This window comes from Sphingomonas sp. PP-CC-3A-396 (genome assembly GCF_004343105.1).
GTDB lineage: Bacteria > Pseudomonadota > Alphaproteobacteria > Sphingomonadales > Sphingomonadaceae > Sphingomonas.
In genome coordinates, this window is record NZ_SLYF01000006.1 from 1 (window position 1) to 20,286 (window position 20,286).

The window sequence follows — 20,286 nt, forward strand, 5'->3', positions numbered from 1 at the left end:
CACTCGTTACGACCGCTGCCCAACTGTCTTCTTCTCTGCCGTCGCGCTCGCGGCCACCGTCATCTTCTGGCTATGACCAATGAGTCCTGACCCTAGCCTTACAACACGGTAGTGCGCTTCGCTCGCACTTCGGCGATCGAATAGTAACGACCCCCGTCGAGGAGTCCGAATTCGCCGCGAGCGGAGCCGGCGACTGGTTCGGGCCGCATCGCGATGACGGCGCGGCCCCCGTTGCGAACCGCTCGTTGACGATCGTGCTATACCTTCATCGCTTCCCATGCCGTTTTTCGGGCGGAGAACTCGCGCTGCATGGTTTTCTCGATGCGGCGCGGCAGCGATTTGGCCCCGTTCAGATGATCGTACCGCGCCACAATGTTGCAGCAATATTCCCGTCGGGCACACTTCACGAGATCCTGCCGGTGACTTTACCCACGGCGTGCTTTGCCGACCGGCGCTTCGCACTGACCTGCTGGATCTGAAAGAGTGCACGGTATTACCCGGGGTTATATTATTGCGGCGTTACCGCGCACGGGCAGCTTCCTGCTATGCGAGAAGCTGGCGGCGTTGGGTTCGATTGGTTATCCGCAAGAATATGGCTTGCTTGAGGACTGGGCGACGTGGTCCGACTATCATGGCTACGCCAGCCATCTCACCTATTTCTACGATTTTTTTCGCTTCTGCTCTACGCCAAACGGGGTATTCGGCTGCAAGCTGATGTGGACCCAGTTCGCAGCCCTGCGCCACCATATTAAACTCTATACCGGCATCGGAGGCCAGGGGCTGGAGCCGATCGAGGGAATGACGGGCCCGCTCAAGGTCGTATTCCTTGATCGGCGCGATATCGTTATGCAGGCGATATCCCTGGTGCGCGCAATGGAAACAAACGTCTGGTCCACCCATCACACGCTCCCGCCGCCGGCACTAGTCTATAGCCGCGTCGCGATTAACGATGCCATTCATATGATAGAGGAAAATCGCCGACAGTGGGAAGCACTCTTCACCCGCCATGCGGTCGACCCGCTACGCTTGTTTTACGAAGACATAACACGGGGTGAGGCGTCAGCGATTTTTCCCTTTCTGCGAGTGAAGGTACCGGAACGAGTCCACGCCACGCACCTGAAGCAGCAAGCCGACGACTATTCATTGGCGTGGCGCGACCGCTTCGTGAAGGAGCGGGCCAGCGCGCTTTGACCGATGGCAGCAATTCGGCCGCATTTGCAGACCACCCGCACGACGGATTGTTGAATTTCCCGTAGAACTGTCCCCGCGTGAAGCGTCGCCGTTAGCTGCCGTCGGGTGCAAATGAGTGCCTGAACGAACAGCAGTTTGCCGAGGGTCCTGCCCGAAAGCTACCGGTCCGCTTTCCTTTCCATTCCAGCCATTCCGCTTCCGCCTACACCCGGACAGTCAGGCTGGCCATCGGGGCTTCCGGTAACCGCCATCCGTTAGGCGCGATCTTTCCCGTTTCTTCGTGTTCGATAAGCCATTTTGGGAAAGAGCAACTGGGAACAGAGTTCGGGAAAGGGAATGCTACCGTCGATATCGAAGAGAATGGCTTTGATCTGCATGAGTCCGGACCTGAAGTCGTGCATCCGCCAGTCGGAACACCGCAGCGCCCTTGAAGGCGTAGCGGGAGAACGGCGTCGACAGAGTGCGATAGCGTCCTAACGGTCCACACTCCGAACTGACCCCAGCTTAAGCGATCTTGGCTAGGCTTCGTCGTGCAAGGGAACAATCGACAGCTTCCGTATCGCAAACGCAACGACATCTCTCTAACAATGCGGCTTGGCAAGTCATTGTTATGCGTAGTTTTTCATGTTGCCTGAGCACTTCAATTTAAACATATCGATGCTGATACCAATCAGTATGAAATATAAACGGCAGATAATTGGCTTCAGCAGGAACGATGATGCTGTCCGGATCGCTATACTCCCCAGAATACGCTCACGCTGACGGCGACGACGCATCTGCGTGGCAGCCGAAACTTCGCAGCGACAGTGCATAGTGTTGATGATGATCGGGCGGCATTTTCGCCAATGCCGACTCATGTCTGACGATATGCCCTGTCGCGCGTGAGCACCATACTGCAATTCTATAACGGAGACTTTCTGATGCGCGCACTGGTTTGGCATGGAAAGGGCGATGTTAGGGTCGATACTGTTGCGGATCCCGAGATCAAGCATCCCCGCGATGCGATCATCAAGGTTACGGCCTGCGCGATCTGTGGGTCCGACCTTCATCTGCTCGATGGCTATCAGCCGACGATGCAGGCGGGCGACATCCTCGGCCACGAAAATATGGGCGTGGTCGTCGCACTGGGCTCCGAAGTCACCAATCTGAAGATCGGCGACCGCGTCGTCGTCCCGTTCACGATCAGCTGCGGTGACTGCTTCTTCTGTCGCAAGGGGCTGTTCTCGGCCTGCGAGCGGACCAATCCGAACTCCGAGATGGCGATCAAGGCGATGGGTCATTCGCCCGCCGGCCTGTTCGGATTCAGCCACATGCTGGGCGGTTATTGCGGTGGCCAGGCCGAGTATCTGCGCGTGCCGATGGCCGATATCGGCCCGATCAAGGTGCCCGACAGCGTCACCGACGAGCAGGCGCTGTTCCTCTCCGACATCTTCCCGACCGGCTACATGGCCGCCGAGAATGCTCAGATCGAGCCGGGTGATACCGTGGCGATCTGGGGCTGTGGTCCGGTCGGACAGTTCGCGATCCGCTCCGCGCTGATGCTCGGCGCGGGCCGTGTGATCGCGATCGACGAGGTGCCCGAGCGTCTCGCCATGGCCGAGGCGGGCGGCGCGGAGACGATTAACTTCGCCGAGGTCGACAGCGTTTATGACGAACTCCAGTTCCGCACCAAGGGTCGCGGTCCGGACAGCTGCATCGATGCAGTCGGTGCCGAGGCGTCGGGTCATGGCGCGATGGACGCGGTGATCGACAAGGTGAAGGCGGCGACCTTCCTCGCGACCGACCGCGTGCACGTCCTGCGCGAGGCCATCATGAGCTGCCGGATGGGTGGCACGATCTCGATCCCCGGCGTCTATGTCGGGATGGGTGACAAGATCCCGATCGGCGCGATGATGAACAAGGGCCTGACGATCAAGACCGGCCAGACGCACGTCCAGGCCTATACCAAGCCGCTGCTCGCGCGGATCGAGGCGGGCGATATCGACCCGAGCTTCGTCGTGACGCACCCAGCCAGTCTCGAGGATGCGCCTGAGATGTACCAGAAGTTCCGCGACAAGCAGGACGGCGTCATCAAGGTCGTGCTGCGGCCATAAACCCTTCCCGACCCGGTCTGCTCCCGACGAGCGGACCGGGTCGATTTGTTTTGACCCGCTACATTCAGAAGGACGTACCGATGAGTGACAAGGTTCATACCCCCGTTCCCGGCAATCCCGCGAGCAAGGGCGCACCGGACGGCGTTTCGGACTCGCCCCGTGGCACCGATGACGTTCACGGCCGCAGCGAAGGCGGCGAGAGCGGCGGCGGATCCTACCCCAACCCGCATGCCGACAAGACCCAGACGAACACCGGTTTCATGGCGCATGGCGGCCAGACCGACATCGCCTATCACGGCGGCGGCCAGGCTGGCGAAGACGGCGGCAGCGCGGCGAACGGTGTCGCAGGCTCGGGCGGCGGTGATGGTACGACGATCGCCGCGGACCCAAATGCGGATCGCAAACCTCATGCGATAGCGGCCGAAAGTCGCACGATCGAGGTGGTCGAGACGTCGGGCATCGCCGAAGCCGAGGCCAACGGCAAGATCGGCACTGATGCCGACTATGAGGACGAGCAGAAGAAGCCGGGCGCCGGCTGAGGTAGGCGTACCGGCGCTGAAAGGTGGCCCAGCCGAACGGTCTTTAAATAAAGTGGCCCTAACTTCCTTCGTGGAAGTGCCACAAGTTAGGTGGTGCCGCTTACAGGACTCGAACCTGTGACCCCCGCATTACGAATGCGATGCTCTACCAGCTGAGCTAAAGCGGCCCGATGTCGGACGTATCCGGTCGAGGTGGTGGCAACTACCAGCGGTTTTGCGGGCTGACAAGCGGTTTGCGAGTTTACCCGGTGTTTACCAAGCGCGGTGCACAAGCATGGCGACGATACGGGGATCTTTGGGCATGACGACGGCACGCAGCGTAGAGCACGGACGCGCAGCGGGCGCAGATATACTGGCGTTCGCAGGACCGTCGGATCGGACGATGGCGGATGCTGGGGGTTCGACCGATGCGGGCGTCAACGACATCATGTTCGATCTCGGTGGCGACGAGCGGCGGATGCACGTGCGCGCCTATAATCACTGGGTGTCGCTGCTCGACGGACGACCCTATCCGTCGATCGCGAACCTCGAGCCCGAGACGATCACCGATTTCGGCCCGCACAGCGTGCTGCTCGATTTCAGCCATGGCATGGGCGACCCCAAGATCGCGTATCTCGGCCGCGCGCTGCGCGAGGAATGCGGGCTGGAGGGGCCGATCGCGACGATCGCAGACGTGCCGAGCCGGTCGCTGCTGTCGCGGCTGACCGATCATTATCTCCAGATCATCGCCAATCGCGCGCCGATCGGCTTCGAGGCGGAATTCGTCAGCAGCCGGGGGCGGACGACGCTGTATCGCGGGATTCTCATGCCGTTCGCGTCGGGTGGAGTGACGATCGATTTCATCTACGGCGTGATCAACTGGAAGGAACTCGCCGACGCCGATCTGCAGGCGGCGCTGTCGGCGGAACTCGATGCGGCGGTTCAGGGCAATTCCCGCGTCGCAGGTGCGGCCGCGCAGGTCTGGGCCGATGGTCCGAGTGGTGGGTTCGATGTCATGCCTGCCGAGCCGGCGCCCGTGGAGGCGCTGGTACTCGATGAGCCGTTGCCGGCCGGGTATGTGATGGCTGGTCCGTTTGGTGAGCAACTGGCGATGGCGCGCGAGAGTGCGGCGCAGGTCCGGGCTGCCGAAGCGCGTAGTCGGGCGGCGCTCCACCGGACGCTGGGTCGGGCGCATGATCTTGCGGTGTCGGCCGAGCACGACGACGGCGATCTCGCCACAGTGTTCAAGGCCGCCTGCCTGCCAGGCCAGGCCGACGTGATGATGCAGATCGTCACGCTGGTCTTCGGCGCGACTTTCGAAACGGCGCGGCTGGAGATGTTCGCGGCGGTCTTGCGCCATGCTCAGCGGCACCAGGTGCCGGCAGGCGGTTTTGCAAGCTTTATCGTTGGTTTCGACGGCGATATCGCCGCCATCGCGGCCGCGGAACGGTCCGCATCTTAGGTGCGCCGCAGCATTATCCTTCGCACCTGCCACAAGGGTTGAGATAGGCGAATTGCGAGCGCATAGGCCCTGACCTATGGCTAACCAATCGCTGAAAACGCTCACCGAAACCCTTGCGGGCCGGTTGACCGAACGGGCCCTTCCGGGCGAACTCAAGGACTTCGGTGCGAGCGAGGTCGCGCAGGCCGCGGCGTTCGTCGCCGCGACTGCCGCGCACCGCGACGACGGTGCGCCGGCGATCGCGATCGAGCCGATCAGCGCGGACGACACGCGGCGGCGCATGCGGCTCGCGATCGTCAACGACGACATGCCGTTCCTGGTCGATTCGATCGCCGCGGCGATCGGCGCGCAGGACATCGCGGTCGATCGCATCATCCATCCCGTCGTCCGCACGACGCGGACGCCCGACGGCACGCTGCATGCGATCGATGCGGACGGCCAGGGCGCGGGCCGACCCGAATCGATGATCTATCTCGAGATGGAGCGCGCCGATGCGCGCGACCGTCGCGGGCTGATCGAGGATCTGACCGCAGTGCTGGCCGACGTCCGTGCGGCGGTGACCGACTGGCGCGCGATGCAGGCGGCGCTCGACGACGATATTGCGATGCTGCCCGAGGGCGAAGGAGCTGCGCTGTTGCAGTGGTTCCTGAACGGGCATCTGACGCTGCTCGGGCATCAGATCTGGCATCGTGACGGGAGCGGTCACGCCGCGCTCGGTATCGCGCGCAACGAACATCGCGTGCCGATCCTTGCCGAGGCCTCGCGCGCACTCGCGATCAAGTGGTTCGAGGCGGGCAACGATGCGCCGTTGCTGCTAAAGTCGAATCTTATCTCGACCGTACACCGTGCCGTGCCGCTCGACCTCGTCGTCGTGCCGGTGATGGAGGGCGCGACGGTCGCCGGGCTCTCGATCTATAGTGGGCTGTGGACCAGTGCTGCGCTGGCCGCGATGCCGCGTGACGTGCCGGTATTGCGCACGCGACTTGCCGCGATGAAGGCGAAGTTCGGCTTCGATCCGCGCGGTCATGCCGGCAAGGCGTTGACGCATGCTTTCACCGCGCTGCCGCACGACCTGGTGATCGCGTTCGCGCCTGACGCGCTGGAGGATCTGGCGCTGACCGCGATGAGCATCGCGGATCGGCCCCGGCCGGCGCTCGTGCTGGTCGAGTCCGCGCTGGGCCGTCATTTGTTCGGGTTCGTCTGGCTGCCGCGCGACGACGTCACCACCAGCCGCCGCGTCGCGATCGGCGACATGCTGGCGGAAGCGGCGAATGCGAGCATCCTGAACTGGTCGATCGCGCTGGAGGACGGCGAGGTCGCGATGATCCGCTACACGCTCGATCTGCGCGGCGATGGTCGGATGCCCGACGTCGCACCGCTCGCGCTCCGGCTGCAGCGGATGGTCCGCGGCTGGGTGTCGGACGTCGAGGCGGCCCTGGTCGAGACGTTGCCGCCGCCACGTGCCGCACGTCTGGCGCTCAAATGGGCCGCCGCATTCCCGCAGAATTATCGCAACCTCAGCACGCCTGCGGAGGCCGCCGAGGATATCCAGCGCATCGCCGCGCTCGGCGATGCGGATGCGCGTGGCGTGCGTCTCGTACCGGGTGAAGCCGGCGCCGATCCGCAGCTGAAGATATACAAGCTGGGTGGCGCCCTCCCCCTGTCGGACGCCGTACCGGTGCTGGAGAATTTCGGCTTTCGTGTGATCGGCGAGCTGCCGACGCGGTTGCGCGACGACAGCGTACCGTTCGTGCATGATTTCGTGCTGGAGGCGAACGATGCGGCGCAGCAGAGCGACGCACCCGTGCTGGAAGGCGCGATCGCGGCGGTGCTCGAAGGCGCAGCCGAGAACGACGCGTTCAACCGGCTGATCGTCGAACTCGGCATGCGTCCCGAGGCGATCGTGCTGTTCCGTGCGTGGTTCCGGTATCTGCGCCAGGCCGGACTTCCGTATGGCCTGACCACCGTGGTCGACGCGCTGCGGCGTGCACCGAAGGTCGCCGCCGCCCTGATCGCGCGCTTTACGGCAGTTCACCATCCGGATCATCCCGGCAACGCGATCGAGGCGGATCAGGCAATCGAAGCCGGGCTCGATGCGGTCACGGCGATCGACGACGACCGTATCCTGCGTGCCTATCGCAACCTGATCGCGGCGACGCTGCGTACCAATGCGTTTACGCCTGCAGCGTCGGAAGCGCTCGCGTTCAAGCTCGACAGCCATCTGATCCCCGGCCTCCCGGCTCCCGTGCCGTGGCGCGAAGTGTGGGTCTACTCGCCACGCGTGGAAGGCATCCACCTCCGCGCCGGTCCGGTCGCGCGTGGCGGCCTGCGCTGGTCCGACCGTCGCGACGATTTCCGCACCGAGATTCTCGGGCTGATGAAGGCACAGCGCGTCAAGAACGCGGTCATCGTACCGACCGGCGCGAAGGGTGGCTTCTATCCGAAGCAACTCCCCTCCCCGTCGAACCGCGACGCGTGGCTGGCCGAGGGCACCGAAAGCTACCGGATCTTCATCCGCACCTTGCTGTCGATCACCGACAACATCGTCGAGGGCAAGGTCGTCCATCCCGACGGCGTAACGATCCTCGACGGCGAGGACCCGTATTTCGTGGTCGCCGCGGACAAGGGCACCGCGACGTTCAGCGACGTGGCGAACGCGCTCGCGCTCGAACGCGGCTACTGGCTGGGCGACGCATTCGCCTCCGGTGGCTCAGTCGGCTACGACCACAAGGCGATGGGGATCACCGCCAAGGGCGCATGGCTCAGCGTCCAGCGACACTTCGCCGAACGCGGCCTCGACGTGCAGAGCGAGAGCATCACTGTCGTCGGCTGCGGCGACATGTCGGGCGACGTGTTCGGCAACGGCATGCTGTTGTCGAAGACGCTAAAGGTGATCGCGGCGTTCGATCACCGCCATATCTTCCTCGATCCCGACCCTGATCCGGCGACCAGCTGGGACGAGCGCAACCGCATGTTCGCGCTGCCGCGGTCGAGCTGGGCGGACTACGACGCCAGCCTGATCTCGAAGGGCGGCGGCGTGTTCGCGCGCACCGCCAAGATCGTGAAGCTGTCGCCTGAGGTGCAAACCGCGCTCGGCGTGACGGCGAGCGAGATGGAGCCGGGCGCACTGATCTCGGCGATCCTCAAGGCGCCGGCCGACCTGCTCTGGTTCGGCGGCATCGGTACCTATGTGAAGGCCGCGTCGGAAGCGAACGTCGCGGTCGGCGATCCGGCCAACGACCGGTTGCGCGTCAACGCCGAGGATTTGCGCGTGATCGCGATCGGCGAGGGCGCGAACCTTGGCGTCACGCAGGCGGCGCGTATCGCGTTTTCGGCGCGCGGTGGTCGGATCAACACCGACTTCATCGACAATTCGGCGGGCGTCGACTGCTCGGATAACGAGGTCAACATCAAGATCGCGCTAAACCGCGAGATGATCGAGGGGCGGCTGGAGTACGAGGACCGCAACACGCTGCTCGCCAGCATGACGGACGACGTCGCGCATCTGGTGCTGGAGGATAACCGCCTCCAAACGCTCGCGCTGTCGATCGCCGAGGCGGACGGGGCCGTGGCGATGCCTAGCTATGTCCGCGTGATCGAGATCTTTGAGGGCAGCGGGCGGCTCGATCGTGCGGTCGAGGGGCTGGCGTCGAACGACATTCTGCTCCGTCGCGGTCAGGATGGTCTAGGGCTCACGCGGCCTGAGCTCGCCGTGCTGCTGGCAACCGCCAAGCTCGGGTTGCAGGATGCGATCGAGCATGGCGACATCGCCAAGGACGATGCGCTCAAGCCCGACCTGCACGCTGCCTTCCCTGCGGCGATGCGCGAGCGCTTTGCGACGGCGATCGACGAGCACCGGCTGCGGCCCGAGATCGTCGCGACCAAGCTCGCCAACCGAATCGTTAACCGATTGGGCATCCTCTACCCGTTTGAACTGGCCGAAGAGGAAGGCGCAGCGATGGGCGATATCGCGGCGATGTTCGTCGTCGCCGAACGCCTATTCGACCTGCCGGCACTGTGGGCGGAGATCGAAACGGCCGTGATGCCCGAGGCGGCACGGATCGCGCTGTTCGACGAGGTGGCGGTCGCGACGCGCTCGCAGATCGCCGATCTGTTGCGCGTGTCGGCACCGGGAACGGCACCGGGCGACGTGCTCGCACGGCTGGCGAAGGGCATCACGCAGCTCGATAGCCAGACCGCGGCGTTGTTGCTCGAAGAGGCGAGTGCGCAGAGCAGCCGCATCGCCAGCCAGCTCGAGGCGGTCGGTGCGCCGAGCGATCTGGTGCGCAAGGTGGTCCGCCTGTTCGAGATGGACGGCGCGGTCGGGCTGGCCGATCTCGGCGAGCGGATGACGCTCGACGAGGCGGTCCTCACGCGCGCGTTCACGCACCTCGGGCAGGCGCTCGGGCTGGATTGGGCGCAGGCGAATGCGGCGCGGATCAGCCCGACCGATCCGTGGGAGCGCCTGCTGATCGCCGGTCTGGCGCGCGATTTCCAGCAGTTGCGGCTGGAGTTCCTGGCGCGGCGTGGTGCGCAAGATCCGCAGGGTGCGGTGGAGGCTTGGCTCACGGCGAACGCCACGCGCGTGGCGCAGTTCAAGGCGGTCATCGACCGCGCGCGCCATGCGGCCGTCCCGAATGCGGCGATGCTCGCACAGATTGCCGGGCAAGCGCGGGTGCTGCTGGGACGGTAACTAAACCCCCTCTCCCCACCGGGGAGAGGGAGGGGCCCGCACGCGCTTGCGTGTGGGAGGGTGAGGGGCATGAGGCTCGGGATGCTGATCCCAACAGCCCCTCACCCTCCCGTCCCAAGAGCTCCTCCTTCCCTCTCCCCGGAGGGGCGAGGGAAAGTTTACGCAGCCCGCCGCGCTGCCAGTTCCGCCTTCCAGCCCCGCGCGCGCCACCACATGATCACCCCGGTCACCGCTAGCACCGCGGGCAGGATCCCGCCCAGGAAGATGATCACCTGCCACAGCGCCCCCATGTCGGTGCCGTCGTGGATCCGCCGCATCCACCGCCCCACGCCGCCCTGAGGCCGCGCCGGCGCCGCGGTCGCGCCACCGGTATCGTCGGCGATCTTCACCCCCACCGGTGTCCCTCCGCGCGCGAACGTCACGGTCCAGTCCGCGCTGAGATCGGTCGGCCACGCGACGCTGCGCAAGGGTGCGCCCCCCGCCAACCCGCGCGCCTTGCCGATCGCCACGTCGAGCGGCTGTGCGGGCTTCGCACGCATCATCGCCCCGCGATCGGGACCGCCCCTCGGTCGCGAAGCCTCGCCGGTGAGTTTGCCGAAGAACTGCGGAAACGAGATCCACGCACCGGTCAGCGACAGCACGAACAACGGCAACGCGATCCAGAAGCCAAACAGGTGATGCAGGTTGGTATCGACGTTACGATGCCGCCGATACCGCAGCCCGCGCGTCCATTTGCCGATCGTCGGCCACCACAACCACAGCCCGGTAAAGCACGACACCATCATCGCCACGCCGATCCAGCCGACGATCGACCGCCCGACGCCGGGTAGCTGCAGGCTCCCGTGCAGCACGTGCAGGAACCGCACGAGCCCACCATTCGAGGGCGAAACCTCCAGCACGCGCGCGGTCGGCGGATCGAGATACACCATCGTCCGCTGCGGTGGCCCCGGCCGCTTGGGCGCAGTCCCGGTCGCCGCCGCCGCGATCACCACGGGTCCGCCATCCTCGGGCATCGTCAGCTGCGCGATCCGCTCGCCGTGCGTAAGCCGCGCCGCCGCGGCCGCGACATAGGTGTCCGGGCTGAGCACCGTCGTCCCCGACACCGCATAGCGGCTCGGATCGACGATCCGGTCGAGCGCATCATGCCACACCAGCGCCGCGCCGCTCAGCGCCAGCGGGATGATCAGGATAGCGAGGATCAGCCCGATCCACTTGTGGACCTGAAACCAGGCCCGTCGCATCGCCAGTTTACTCATCGAATATTCCCCCGTTCGTGGAGCGTGGCATGGCGGGCGTAGCCAAGTCCATCCATCCCCTTTCCGTCATGCATGCTCAGACGTCCGCCCAGCGGCGCAGCAGATTATGGTACACCCCCGTCAGCCGCACCGTTGCCGGATCGCCCTGCCCTTGCGCGGCCGCGACCGCCTGCACGCCCTGGTCGAGATCGAACAGGATCCGCCGCGCACCGTCGTCGCGGACCATCGACTGCAACCAGAAGAACGAAGCGACCCGCACGCCCCGCGTCACCGGTGCGACGCGGTGCAGGCTGGAGGCGGGGTACACCACCATGTGGCCAGCGGGCAGCTTGACCGATTGCTGGCCGAACTGGTCCTCGATCACGAGTTCGCCGCCGTCATAGGTTTCGGGATCGGCCAGAAACAGCGTTGCCGACATGTCGCTGCGGATCCGGAAGTCGGAGCCGCGCTTGATGCGGATGGCGTTATCGACGTGCAGCCCGAAATCCTGGCCGCCCGCGTAGCGGTTGAACAGCGGCGGGAAGACTTTCAGCGGCAGCGCGGCGGCAACGAACAGCGCCGACCGTCCGAGCGCATCAAGGATGATTCCCCCGGCCTCGCGCGCTGCGGCCGAGTCCTCTGGCAGTTGCTCGTTGCGCTTGGCCAATGCCGATTGCGGGCCAGAGGTGGCGTTGCCGTCGATCCACTCGGCCGCGTCGATCAGCGCTCGGACGCGGGTCACCTCGCCCGGATCGAGGACGTCTGGAACAGCGATCAGCATGCCGCCTCCTCACGCAATGCGGCCACGCCGGACGTCCGGAACGCCGGTATATCGCTCGTCGCCAGCCACGCCTCGGCCTTGGCGAGGAATGCCCCGTTCCCGCGTGCGCCCGCCTGTTTCAGCCAAGCCAATGCCATATCGATCTCCCCCGCCGCACCGAGCATCCGCGCGTGATTGAAGCACCCACGGAAATCGCCGCCTTCCGCCGCGATCGCATAGCATTGGGCAGCACGCGCGAAGTCGCGCTCGCAGGCCCAGCCGTCCTCCGCAAAGCTGCCGACGAAATTGATCGCCTTCGCACTGGCTAGTCCCGCGTCCAGCGCCGCAACCTTTTCCAGCAGCGCCAGTGCGGCCGGCTTGTCCTCCGCCACGCCGTCGCCCAGCGCGAGCAGCGTCGCATAGTTATACATCGCCCAATCCAGCCCGCGATCCGCCGCGATCCGGTAGCATTCGGCTGCGCGCGCCTTGTCGACCGCCGTGCCCCAGCCGAGATCGTAGCAGCGCCCGACCATGTTGAGCGCCATCACATGATGCTGTGCCGCCGCCTTCATGAACCAGCCAAGCGCCGCGCCTGGGTCGGCGACCACGCCAACCCCGTCGAGCAGCATCTGGCCATACACTGCCTGCGCCTCCGCCACGCCCGCATCCGCCGCCTCGCGCACGAACGCCGCGCGCTCCTCCGGACTTCCGGAGAGGCGCGCGGCGATCGCGTCGGGCGTGAGCGTATCGATCGCCGTCATATCCTCAGAACCGCAGGTTCACCGTGCCGAAGATCGTCCGGCCCGCGGCGATCGCGGCGTAATGGCTGGTGAAGGTCTGCGAGAAATAGGTCTTGTTGGTCAAATTCTGCGCGTTGACGCTGAGGTCGATGTTGTCGGTCAGCTTGTAGCTCGCGCGCGCATCGAAGCGCCAGTAATCGGGGATACTGCGCGTGAGGACCTTGGTCGCAGCGTTGACCGTGACCACCCCCGCAGCAGTCTGCGTCGCAGTACGATTGTCGGCATAGCCACCGATCTGTTCGTCCATGTACAGCGCGGTACCGCCGATCTGCAGCCGCTTCGTCACGTTGACGTTGGTCGTCGCGGTGAAGCTGTTCTTCGCAGTCTGCGGCACCTGCTTGCCGGTGTTGACCGACACGACGCCGATCGTCCGGGCTGGCTGGATCACCGTGGTAACGCCGTTTGCAGTCGTCGTAATCGCCGCGGCGGTCAGCGTCGTGAAACCGCCATCGATGATCTTAGGATCGAGATGCGTGAAGCCGCCGAACACCGTCCAGCCGGGCAGGATCGTCCCGCTGACGTTGAATTCGAAGCCGCGGATCCGCGTCTCGCCGATGAACGACGCGGTGTTGGTGTCGTCGAGCACGCGCGCGTTCGAGATTTCGGTCTGGAATACCGCCGCACCGAGCTGGAGCTTCTCGCTGAACAGGCTGGCCTTGGCGCCGACCTCGTACGACTTGGTTTTTTGCGGCTTCAGCACGCTGAGCGTCGCGACCGTGATCGAATTGTCTTCGCGGCCTTCGCCGAGCAGGCTGTTGGGCGGCGTCGCGGCGGTCGCATAGCTCGTATACAGGCTGGTTTCCGACGTCGGCTTGAACACCAGGCCGGCCTGCCAGTTGAACAGATTGTCGACGCGCTTGACCTTGGTCTGCGTCGCGCCCGGCAGCGTAATGGTGGACTCGAACCGGTCGTAGCGCGCGCCCAGATTCAGGATCAGCGACGGCATCAGCGTGATCGAATCGAACGCGTAGACCGCCTTGGTATTCGCGTCGTTCTGCGTCTCGGTCGAGGTCGCGCCTTTCACGATCGGTGTCGCGGTGGTCGACGTGTCGCTCGTGTAATTGACCCACGGCGCATAGGGGTTCGGGTCGAACAGACTCACGCAATAGGAGCGCGCGATCGTGACCGTGTCGCAGCGCGGGCTGATCGTCGAGCCGTTAGCCGACACGAACGTACCGCGCCGCGTCTTCTCCCACGAGATCTCGGTACCGAGCGAGAAGCTGTGCTCGATGCCACCCGTATTGAACTTGCCGTACAGATCGGTCTGGTCGACGATGCTCTCGCTATAGCCGTAGCGCGTGTTGCCGCGCGTCCAGACATAGCCGCCGCCGGTCAGCTTCGTACCGCCGGTAATCGGATTGACCCCACTCGTGGCGGTCGCGGTCGTGCCATAGACATTGCCCTGGCTGTCGTCGGGCAGCGTGAAGATATAGCTCTGGTCGCTGTGCGTGTAGCGCGCGGTGTTGCGCAGCGTGATGCCGCCGAAATCATGCTCGACGCGGAGCGTCGCCTGGTTGGTGGTCGCATCGCGGAAATCGCGTGCCGCCAGCCCGTAGAAGTTCTTCCGCGAGACGTAGCCGGTCTGGCCGCTGGAGGTCGTCACAGCGCCGAGCGCAGGCTGGGTCGTGACGTTGCCGGTGCCAGGATGGTTGGCGATCGTATAGAGATACGGAATGCCGCTGTCGGGCAGTTCGCTGCTCTCCATGTGATAGAAGCTGGCGGTCAGCCGGGTCGGCGTGCCGAGCCCGACCGCGAACGATGGCGCGATGCCCCAGCGCTTCTGCCAGATCGCATCGCGGCCGGCAACGTCCTGGTCGTGCCACATGCCCTCGATCCGGAACGCGGCGGTATCGGAGACCTTGAGGTTCACGTCGCCGGTGATGCGCTTGTAATCCGCCTCGCCGTAGCTGGCGTTGAGCGATCCGAAATTGTCGAGCTGCGGCAGGCGCGACAGGATGTTGATCGTGCCGCCAGCCGAGCCGCGCCCGCCAAGCGTCGAGTCCGAGCCGCGGACGATCTGCACCGAATCGACCGCGAACACTTCACGCGTCTGCGCGGCGAGATCGCGGACGCCGTCGACATAGATGCTGCCCTGGCTGTCGAACCCGCGGATGAACGGGCGATCGCCGATCGGGTTGCCGCCCTCGGCCGCGCCGAAGGTGATGCCGGGGACGGTGCGCAGCGCATCGGCGAGGCTGTTCGCCCCGGTCTGCTCGATCACTTCCTTTGGCAGGACGATCACCGAACGCGGCGTGTTGACCAGCGGCGCGACCTGTTTGGGACCTTCGTCGTGCAGGCGCTGGCCGTTGACGAGGATTTCCTCGCGCTGCTGCGCATCGGTCACCGGCGCGGCCGACTTGTCGGCATCCGCGGCATAGGCCGGCGCGGTCGCGAACGCGCCGACACACGACAAAGCGAGAAAGGCTGGCACGGTAGACGAACGCGGCAACGATGCCCGCGGCGAAGGTAGCGACATAGACAAACCCCTTTGTTCTGAGGGGCTCGCTATTGAGAGTCGTTCGCACTGTCAACGCTAATGCGAGTAGTTCTCACCCAGGATTATCGAACAGCCATGTTCTCAACGCGCTAGCGAGGTTCGGCGGATCATCCGCAACGATGCGAATCGCGTCGATTTCGGCAACGAGCGCCGATAGCGGCAGGGCGAGACGGACCGCCGCGGCTTCGAGCGCCTGCCAGAAGACGGGTTCGAGGCTGATCGAAGTCTGGTGGCCGGCGATCGTGATCGAGCGCTTGACGGGCCCGTGGAACCCGCCCGCGGGCGCTTCGATCACCGCTAGATCACTCGGTGTCGAACAGCGAAGCCAGCTGTTCGATGATCGTCCCGCCGAGCTGTTCGACATCCATGATCGTCACGGCCCGCGCGTAATAGCGGGTGACGTCGTGACCGATGCCGATCGCGACCAGCTCGACCGGCGACTTGCTCTCGATCCAGCCGATCACCTGCCGGAGGTGCCGTTCGAGATACGAGCCCGAGTTCACGCTGAGCGTCGAATCGTCGACCGGCGCGCCGTCGCTGATCACCATCAGGATGCGGCGCTCCTCGGGCCGCGCGACCAGACGCGCATGCGCCCACATCAGCGCCTCGCCGTCGATATTCTCCTTGAGCAACCCCTCGCGCATCATCAGGCCGAGCGAGTTGCGCGCGCGGCGCCACGGTTCGTCGGCACGCTTGTAGACGATGTGGCGGATGTCGTTGAGCCGACCCGGCTGCGGCGGGCGCCCGGCGGCGAGCCACGTCTCGCGACTCTGCCCGCCCTTCCAGGCGCGCGTTGTGAAGCCGAGGATCTCGGTCTTCACGCCGCAGCGTTCCAGCGTGCGTGCGAGAATGTCCGCGCTGATCGCCGCGATCGAAATCGGCCGCCCGCGCATCGAGCCGGAATTGTCGATCAGCAGCGTCACGACGGTGTCGCGGAAGTCGGTCTCCCGTTCGGCCTTGTAGCTCAACGAAAGAGTCGGGTTGACGATCACGCGTGCGAGCCGCGCCGCGTCGAGGATACCCTCCTCCTGGTCGAAATCCCACGACCGCGACTGCTGCGCCATCAGCCGTCGCTGGAGCCGGTTGGCGAGCTTCGACACGGTCGATTGCAGGTGCACGAGTTGCTGGTCGAGATAGCCGCGCAGCCGCGCCAGTTCGTCGGCGTCGCACAGCTCGGTGGCGGCAATCACCTCGTCGAACTGCGTCGTCCACGGCTTGTAGTCGAATGCGCCGCCCATGTCCGCGAAGGGACGGTTCGGGCGGACCGGCTGCATGCCTTCCTCGCCGTCGTCACCGGGCTCGCCGTCGATGTCGTCCATCGACTCGTCGCTCTGCTCCTGGCCGTCGCTTTCCTCGTTCTGCTGCTCGGACTGTTCGCCCCGCGCCTCGACTTCGCCCTGGCCGTCCTCGCCCTGGTCGTCGCCTTCGTCGCCCTCGTCCTGCTGCTGCTCGTCGGTGCCCTCGTCCTCGGAGCCGCCCTCGTCGCTCTCCTCAGGGACTTGATCGCCTTCGACCAGTTCCAACTCCTGCAGCATTTTCCGGGCAAGGCCCTGAAACGCCCTCTGGTCGTCGAGCGCATAGGCCAGCGCGTCGAGATCGGTCTTGCTCTCGATCCACTCGCGGACCAGCGCCAGACCGGGTGCGGCGATCGCGGGCGATTCCTGCCCGGTCAGCCGTTCGCGCACCATCAGGCCAAGCGCGGTCGACAGCGGCACTTCGTCACGGTTGCGCGCGCGTGTGATTGGATCGGCGCGCAGGCGGACGTCGAGCGCGCGTTCGAGGTTCTCGGTGATGCCGGCATAGCCAAGCGAGCCGAGCGCCTCGACCCGTGCAGTCTCGACGGAATCAAACACCGCACGCGCCACCGCATCGACCGGCGCCGCACGATTATGCAGCGCGATGTCGTGATGCTTCAACCTGAGCGCAAAGCCGTCCGCGAACCCACGCGCCTCCGCGACCTGCTCCAGCGGCAGGGCGCGAGCGGGCATCGGCACTTTGATGTGCTTGCCCGATTGCGTCGGCGCGTCCGCGGTGAAGGCGAGTTCGACCTCCGGCTCCTCCGAAATCGCACGCGCGGTGCCGGCAAGAACCGCCTTGAAGCGATCGAGAGGGGTTTCGTTGGCCAAAGGCTCAGACCTTACCCACCACGCTCTCGGGGAGGTCCTTGCCGAACACGCGCTGGTAATATTCGGCGACCAGCGGCCGCTCTGCCTCGTCGCACTTGTTGAGGAACGACAGGCGGAACGCAAAGCCGACGTCGCCGAAGATCAGCGCGTTCTGCGCCCAGGTGATCACCGTACGCGGGCTCATCACGGTCGAGATGTCGCCGTTGACGAAGCCCTTGCGGGTCATGTCCGCCACCCGCACCATGTTCTCGACGACCTTCTTGCCGTCGGGCTTGTCGTATTCGCCCGACTTGGCGAGGACGATCTGCGCCTCGACCTTGGCGGGGAGGTAGTTGAGCGTGACGACGATGTTCCAGCGGTCCATCTGACCCTGGTTGATCTGCTGCGTGCCATGATACAGCCCGCTCGTATCGCCGAGGCCGACCGTGTTGGCGGTCGCGAACAGGCGGAACCACGGGTTCGGACGGATCACGCGGTTCTGGTCGAGCAGCGTCAGCTTGCCCTCGGTCTCCAGCACGCGCTGAATCACGAACATCACGTCCGGGCGGCCGGCGTCATATTCGTCGAACACCAGCGCGGTCGGAGTCTGCAACGCCCAGGGCAGTAGGCCTTCGCGGAACTCCGTGATCTGCTGGCCGTCCTTCAGCACGATCGCGTCGCGGCCGATCAGGTCGATGCGGCTGATATGCGCGTCGAGGTTGATGCGGATGCACGGCCATTTGAGGCGCGCCGCGACCTGCTCGATATGCGTCGACTTGCCGGTGCCGTGATAGCCCTGGACCATCACGCGACGGTTATGCGCAAAGCCCGCCAGCACGGCGAGCGTCGTGTCAGCATCGAAGACGTACGCCGGATCGAGATCGGGCACGCGCTCATCGGCTTCGGAAAACGCCGGCACTTCCATGTCGGAATCGATCCCGAACATCTCGCGCACCTTCACCATGTGGTCGGGGGCGTCGAGGATCGTGGTCTCGCGGCTATCGGGCTGGGTATTCGGGATATCGGTCATGTTGGCCTCGTGTTCCCGATCGCTCTAGGACAAGCGAGGGGCGTTACTCAACCGCGACCTTATCCGGTAGCGGAAAGAGTGTGACGAACCGCTCGGCGAGCGCACGGTTCCCGGTGATCTGCAATGTGCCCGCGGCTTCCGCATCGCGAAAGGGCCTTGCGCCATAGACGAGCGATGCGATCGTCATCGGATCGCCGTCGAACGTGACGTCCGCTGCCGACGGGTCGGCGCGCACGACATGGATCCAGTCGCCATCGACCCGGCCGACGAACTCTTCGCCGCCCAGCCGAAAACCGACGAGCGCGGTCCAGCCATCGGCGCGCTGCCGCGAGAACGTCGTCCGGAACGACAGCATCAGCGAGGCCGCGCTGAGCGGCAGGGTGGGATCATGCGCCGGCGATCGCGCCGCCCATCGACCAAGTTCGCGGATCGCGGTCTCGCTCTCATACCCCCAGGGCGTCAGTTCGTAGACCTGCACGCTGGCCGGCGACGGCAGCATGCGCCGGGTCAGGATACCGGCGCGCGCCAGTCCCCCCAGCCGCTGCGTCAGGACGTTCGCGCTGATCCCGCCGAGGTCAGCCTTCAGTTCGCCGAACCGGCGCGGACCGAACATCAGTTCGCGCACGACCAGCAGCGACCAGCGCTCTCCAATCAGTTCGAGCGCCATCGCGGTGCCGCATGCATCGTCATACCACCGCTTCGATGAGACTTCGGTTACATTTTCTAACTTCATAGTTGTTTTAAATAACGGTTGCGCGCATGCATTGCAAATACCGGTGTGAAACCGAGTCGAACCAGGAGAGCCGCCATGAGCAAGGCCATATTCTTGAACCTGCCGGTTGCCGACGTCGCGGCCGCGACCGCATTCTATGCAGCGATCGGGTTCGAGCGGAACGCGATGTTTTCCAACGATCAGGGATCGGCGATGGCATGGTCCGACACGATTTCCGTGATGCTGCTCGATCGCGCGTTTTATTCGACCTTCACGTCCAAGCAGATCATCGACGCGAAGACGACCAGCGGCGTGCTGCTGGCCCTGTCGTTCGACAGCCAAGCCGAGGTCGATGCGATTACGGAAGCGGCCCTGGCGGCGGGTGGACGCGAATTGCACGACCCGGAGGACATGGGCTTCATGTACAGCCGCGCCTTCGAAGACCTCGACGGGCATGGCTGGGGACCGTTCTTCATGGACATGGCCGCCGCGGCGGCGACGATGGGCGGGGCCCAGCCAACCTGATCCGGCGGGGCAGCGGCGCGAACCAAACGCCGACGCATCATGCGAACGCCGCTGCGCCCTTCAGGTGCTGGTAGGCCGCGATCACCTTTTGCAAGTCGGCCTCGTGCGCACGGTCGCCGCCGTTGCGGTCGGGATGGAAGCGCCGCACGAGTTCGCTGTAGCGTTTGCGCAGTTGCGTGCGGTCGGTATCGGTCCCCAATCCGAGCACGCGCAACGAGCGCCGCTCGCCGTCGGACAGCACGCGACCGTCTTTCCGGGCTGCCGCCATCCGCTCGCCGAACCGCGCGCCGATCGCATCAATCGGGTCCGCGAAGTCCGCCCATTTCGGCGGGGTGTCGCCGCCGCCATGCGCGAACGCGCGCGTCTCGCGCTCCCAGCCCGCCATCGGTCGCTGGGCGTGGTGGATCTCGTCCGCGGTCATCCCGTCGAAGAAATTATAGCCGGAATTGAACGCACGGACATGATCGAGGCAGAACCAGCGGAACTGCGGCGGGCCGCCGTCGCTCGGCCCCTCCAGCGGTGGCGCGCGAAATTCGCCGGGCTCCTCGCAGTCGCGCCACATGCAGACGCGCCCGGTCCCTTCCACGCGGCCGTGAAACCGTGGGCTGGGGCGTTCCTTGCGCTCTTTTCGATCCTCGTCCGCCACCGGCTCCCCGCGCTTTTCA

16 protein-coding genes and 1 tRNA gene are annotated in these 20,286 nt (G+C 65.2%); 7 read left to right on the forward strand and 10 right to left on the reverse strand.

What is annotated here, in order from left to right; genetic code table 11:
• Positions 1-140 precede the first annotated feature (140 nt).
• The 4 genes from C8J40_RS12425 (at position 141) to C8J40_RS20590 (ending at position 3,823) form a co-directional block, all read left to right on the forward strand.
• Positions 141-479 carry a 2OG-Fe(II) oxygenase gene (locus C8J40_RS12425; RefSeq protein WP_243693391.1) on the forward strand — a complete coding sequence of 113 codons (339 nt, stop codon included), beginning with the start codon at positions 141-143 and terminating at the stop codon, positions 477-479.
• 4 nt (positions 480-483) lie between these two features.
• Complete coding sequence (locus tag C8J40_RS12430; RefSeq protein ID WP_132897296.1) at positions 484-1,191, forward strand: Stf0 family sulfotransferase; 708 nt, start codon at positions 484-486, stop codon at positions 1,189-1,191.
• 920 nt (positions 1,192-2,111) lie between these two features.
• Complete coding sequence (locus tag C8J40_RS12435; protein ID WP_132897297.1) at positions 2,112-3,284, forward strand: zinc-dependent alcohol dehydrogenase; 1,173 nt, start codon at positions 2,112-2,114, stop codon at positions 3,282-3,284.
• A gap of 80 nt (positions 3,285-3,364) precedes the next feature.
• Positions 3,365-3,823, forward strand: coding sequence for a hypothetical protein (locus C8J40_RS20590; RefSeq protein ID WP_207901221.1), 459 nt, complete (start codon positions 3,365-3,367; stop codon positions 3,821-3,823).
• A gap of 91 nt (positions 3,824-3,914) precedes the next feature.
• Here C8J40_RS20590 and C8J40_RS12445 read toward each other — a convergent pair.
• Positions 3,915-3,990, reverse strand: a tRNA-Thr gene (locus tag C8J40_RS12445).
• A gap of 134 nt (positions 3,991-4,124) precedes the next feature.
• On the opposite strand from C8J40_RS12445, the gene C8J40_RS12450 reads away from it, so the two are divergent.
• Both C8J40_RS12450 and C8J40_RS12455 read left to right on the forward strand, forming a co-directional pair.
• Entirely contained in the window at positions 4,125-5,264 is a 1,140-nt protein-coding gene (locus C8J40_RS12450) for a hypothetical protein (RefSeq protein WP_132897298.1), read from the forward strand.
• 76 nt (positions 5,265-5,340) lie between these two features.
• Positions 5,341-9,957, forward strand: coding sequence for an NAD-glutamate dehydrogenase domain-containing protein (locus tag C8J40_RS12455; RefSeq protein WP_132897299.1), 4,617 nt, complete (start codon positions 5,341-5,343; stop codon positions 9,955-9,957).
• 158 nt (positions 9,958-10,115) lie between these two features.
• Here C8J40_RS12455 and C8J40_RS12460 read toward each other — a convergent pair whose 3' ends face one another.
• The 8 genes from C8J40_RS12460 to C8J40_RS12495 form a co-directional block, all read right to left on the reverse strand.
• Positions 10,116-11,213, reverse strand: a complete 1,098-nt coding sequence (locus C8J40_RS12460) for a PepSY-associated TM helix domain-containing protein (protein ID WP_132897300.1) — start codon at positions 11,211-11,213, stop codon at positions 10,116-10,118.
• A gap of 76 nt (positions 11,214-11,289) precedes the next feature.
• Positions 11,290-11,973: a Fe2+-dependent dioxygenase gene (locus tag C8J40_RS12465; protein ID WP_132897301.1), complete on the reverse strand. Its 684-nt coding sequence runs from the start codon at positions 11,971-11,973 to the stop codon at positions 11,290-11,292.
• The gene (locus C8J40_RS12470; protein ID WP_132897302.1) at positions 11,967-12,713 is read right to left on the reverse strand and encodes a tetratricopeptide repeat protein; all 747 of its coding nucleotides are present in this window, start codon (positions 12,711-12,713) and stop codon (positions 11,967-11,969) included. The genes C8J40_RS12465 and C8J40_RS12470 overlap by 7 nt, the downstream gene beginning before the upstream one ends.
• Before the next feature lie 4 nt (positions 12,714-12,717).
• The gene (locus C8J40_RS12475; protein WP_132897303.1) at positions 12,718-15,228 is read right to left on the reverse strand and encodes a TonB-dependent receptor; all 2,511 of its coding nucleotides are present in this window, start codon (positions 15,226-15,228) and stop codon (positions 12,718-12,720) included.
• A 73-nt stretch (positions 15,229-15,301) separates the two neighbouring features.
• A complete protein-coding gene (locus C8J40_RS12480) occupies positions 15,302-15,544 on the reverse strand; it encodes a ribbon-helix-helix domain-containing protein (RefSeq protein WP_243693364.1) in 243 nt (80 codons plus the stop codon).
• Between the two features lie 7 nt (positions 15,545-15,551).
• Entirely contained in the window at positions 15,552-17,375 is a 1,824-nt protein-coding gene (gene cobT / locus C8J40_RS12485; protein ID WP_132897305.1) for a cobaltochelatase subunit CobT, read from the reverse strand.
• 4 nt (positions 17,376-17,379) lie between these two features.
• Entirely contained in the window at positions 17,380-18,384 is a 1,005-nt protein-coding gene (cobS, locus tag C8J40_RS12490; RefSeq protein ID WP_132897306.1) for a cobaltochelatase subunit CobS, read from the reverse strand.
• Positions 18,385-18,427: 43 nt separating this feature from the next.
• Positions 18,428-19,117, reverse strand: a complete 690-nt coding sequence (locus C8J40_RS12495) for a winged helix-turn-helix transcriptional regulator (protein WP_132897307.1) — start codon at positions 19,115-19,117, stop codon at positions 18,428-18,430.
• Positions 19,118-19,192: 75 nt separating this feature from the next.
• Here C8J40_RS12495 and C8J40_RS12500 point away from each other — a divergent pair, with 75 nt between their 5' ends.
• Positions 19,193-19,621: a VOC family protein gene (locus C8J40_RS12500; RefSeq protein ID WP_132734861.1), complete on the forward strand. Its 429-nt coding sequence runs from the start codon at positions 19,193-19,195 to the stop codon at positions 19,619-19,621.
• Positions 19,622-19,658: 37 nt separating this feature from the next.
• On the opposite strand, the gene C8J40_RS12505 is transcribed toward C8J40_RS12500, so the two are convergent.
• Positions 19,659-20,183: a J domain-containing protein gene (locus C8J40_RS12505; RefSeq protein WP_132897308.1), complete on the reverse strand. Its 525-nt coding sequence runs from the start codon at positions 20,181-20,183 to the stop codon at positions 19,659-19,661.
• Between the last annotated feature and the right edge of the window lie 103 nt (positions 20,184-20,286).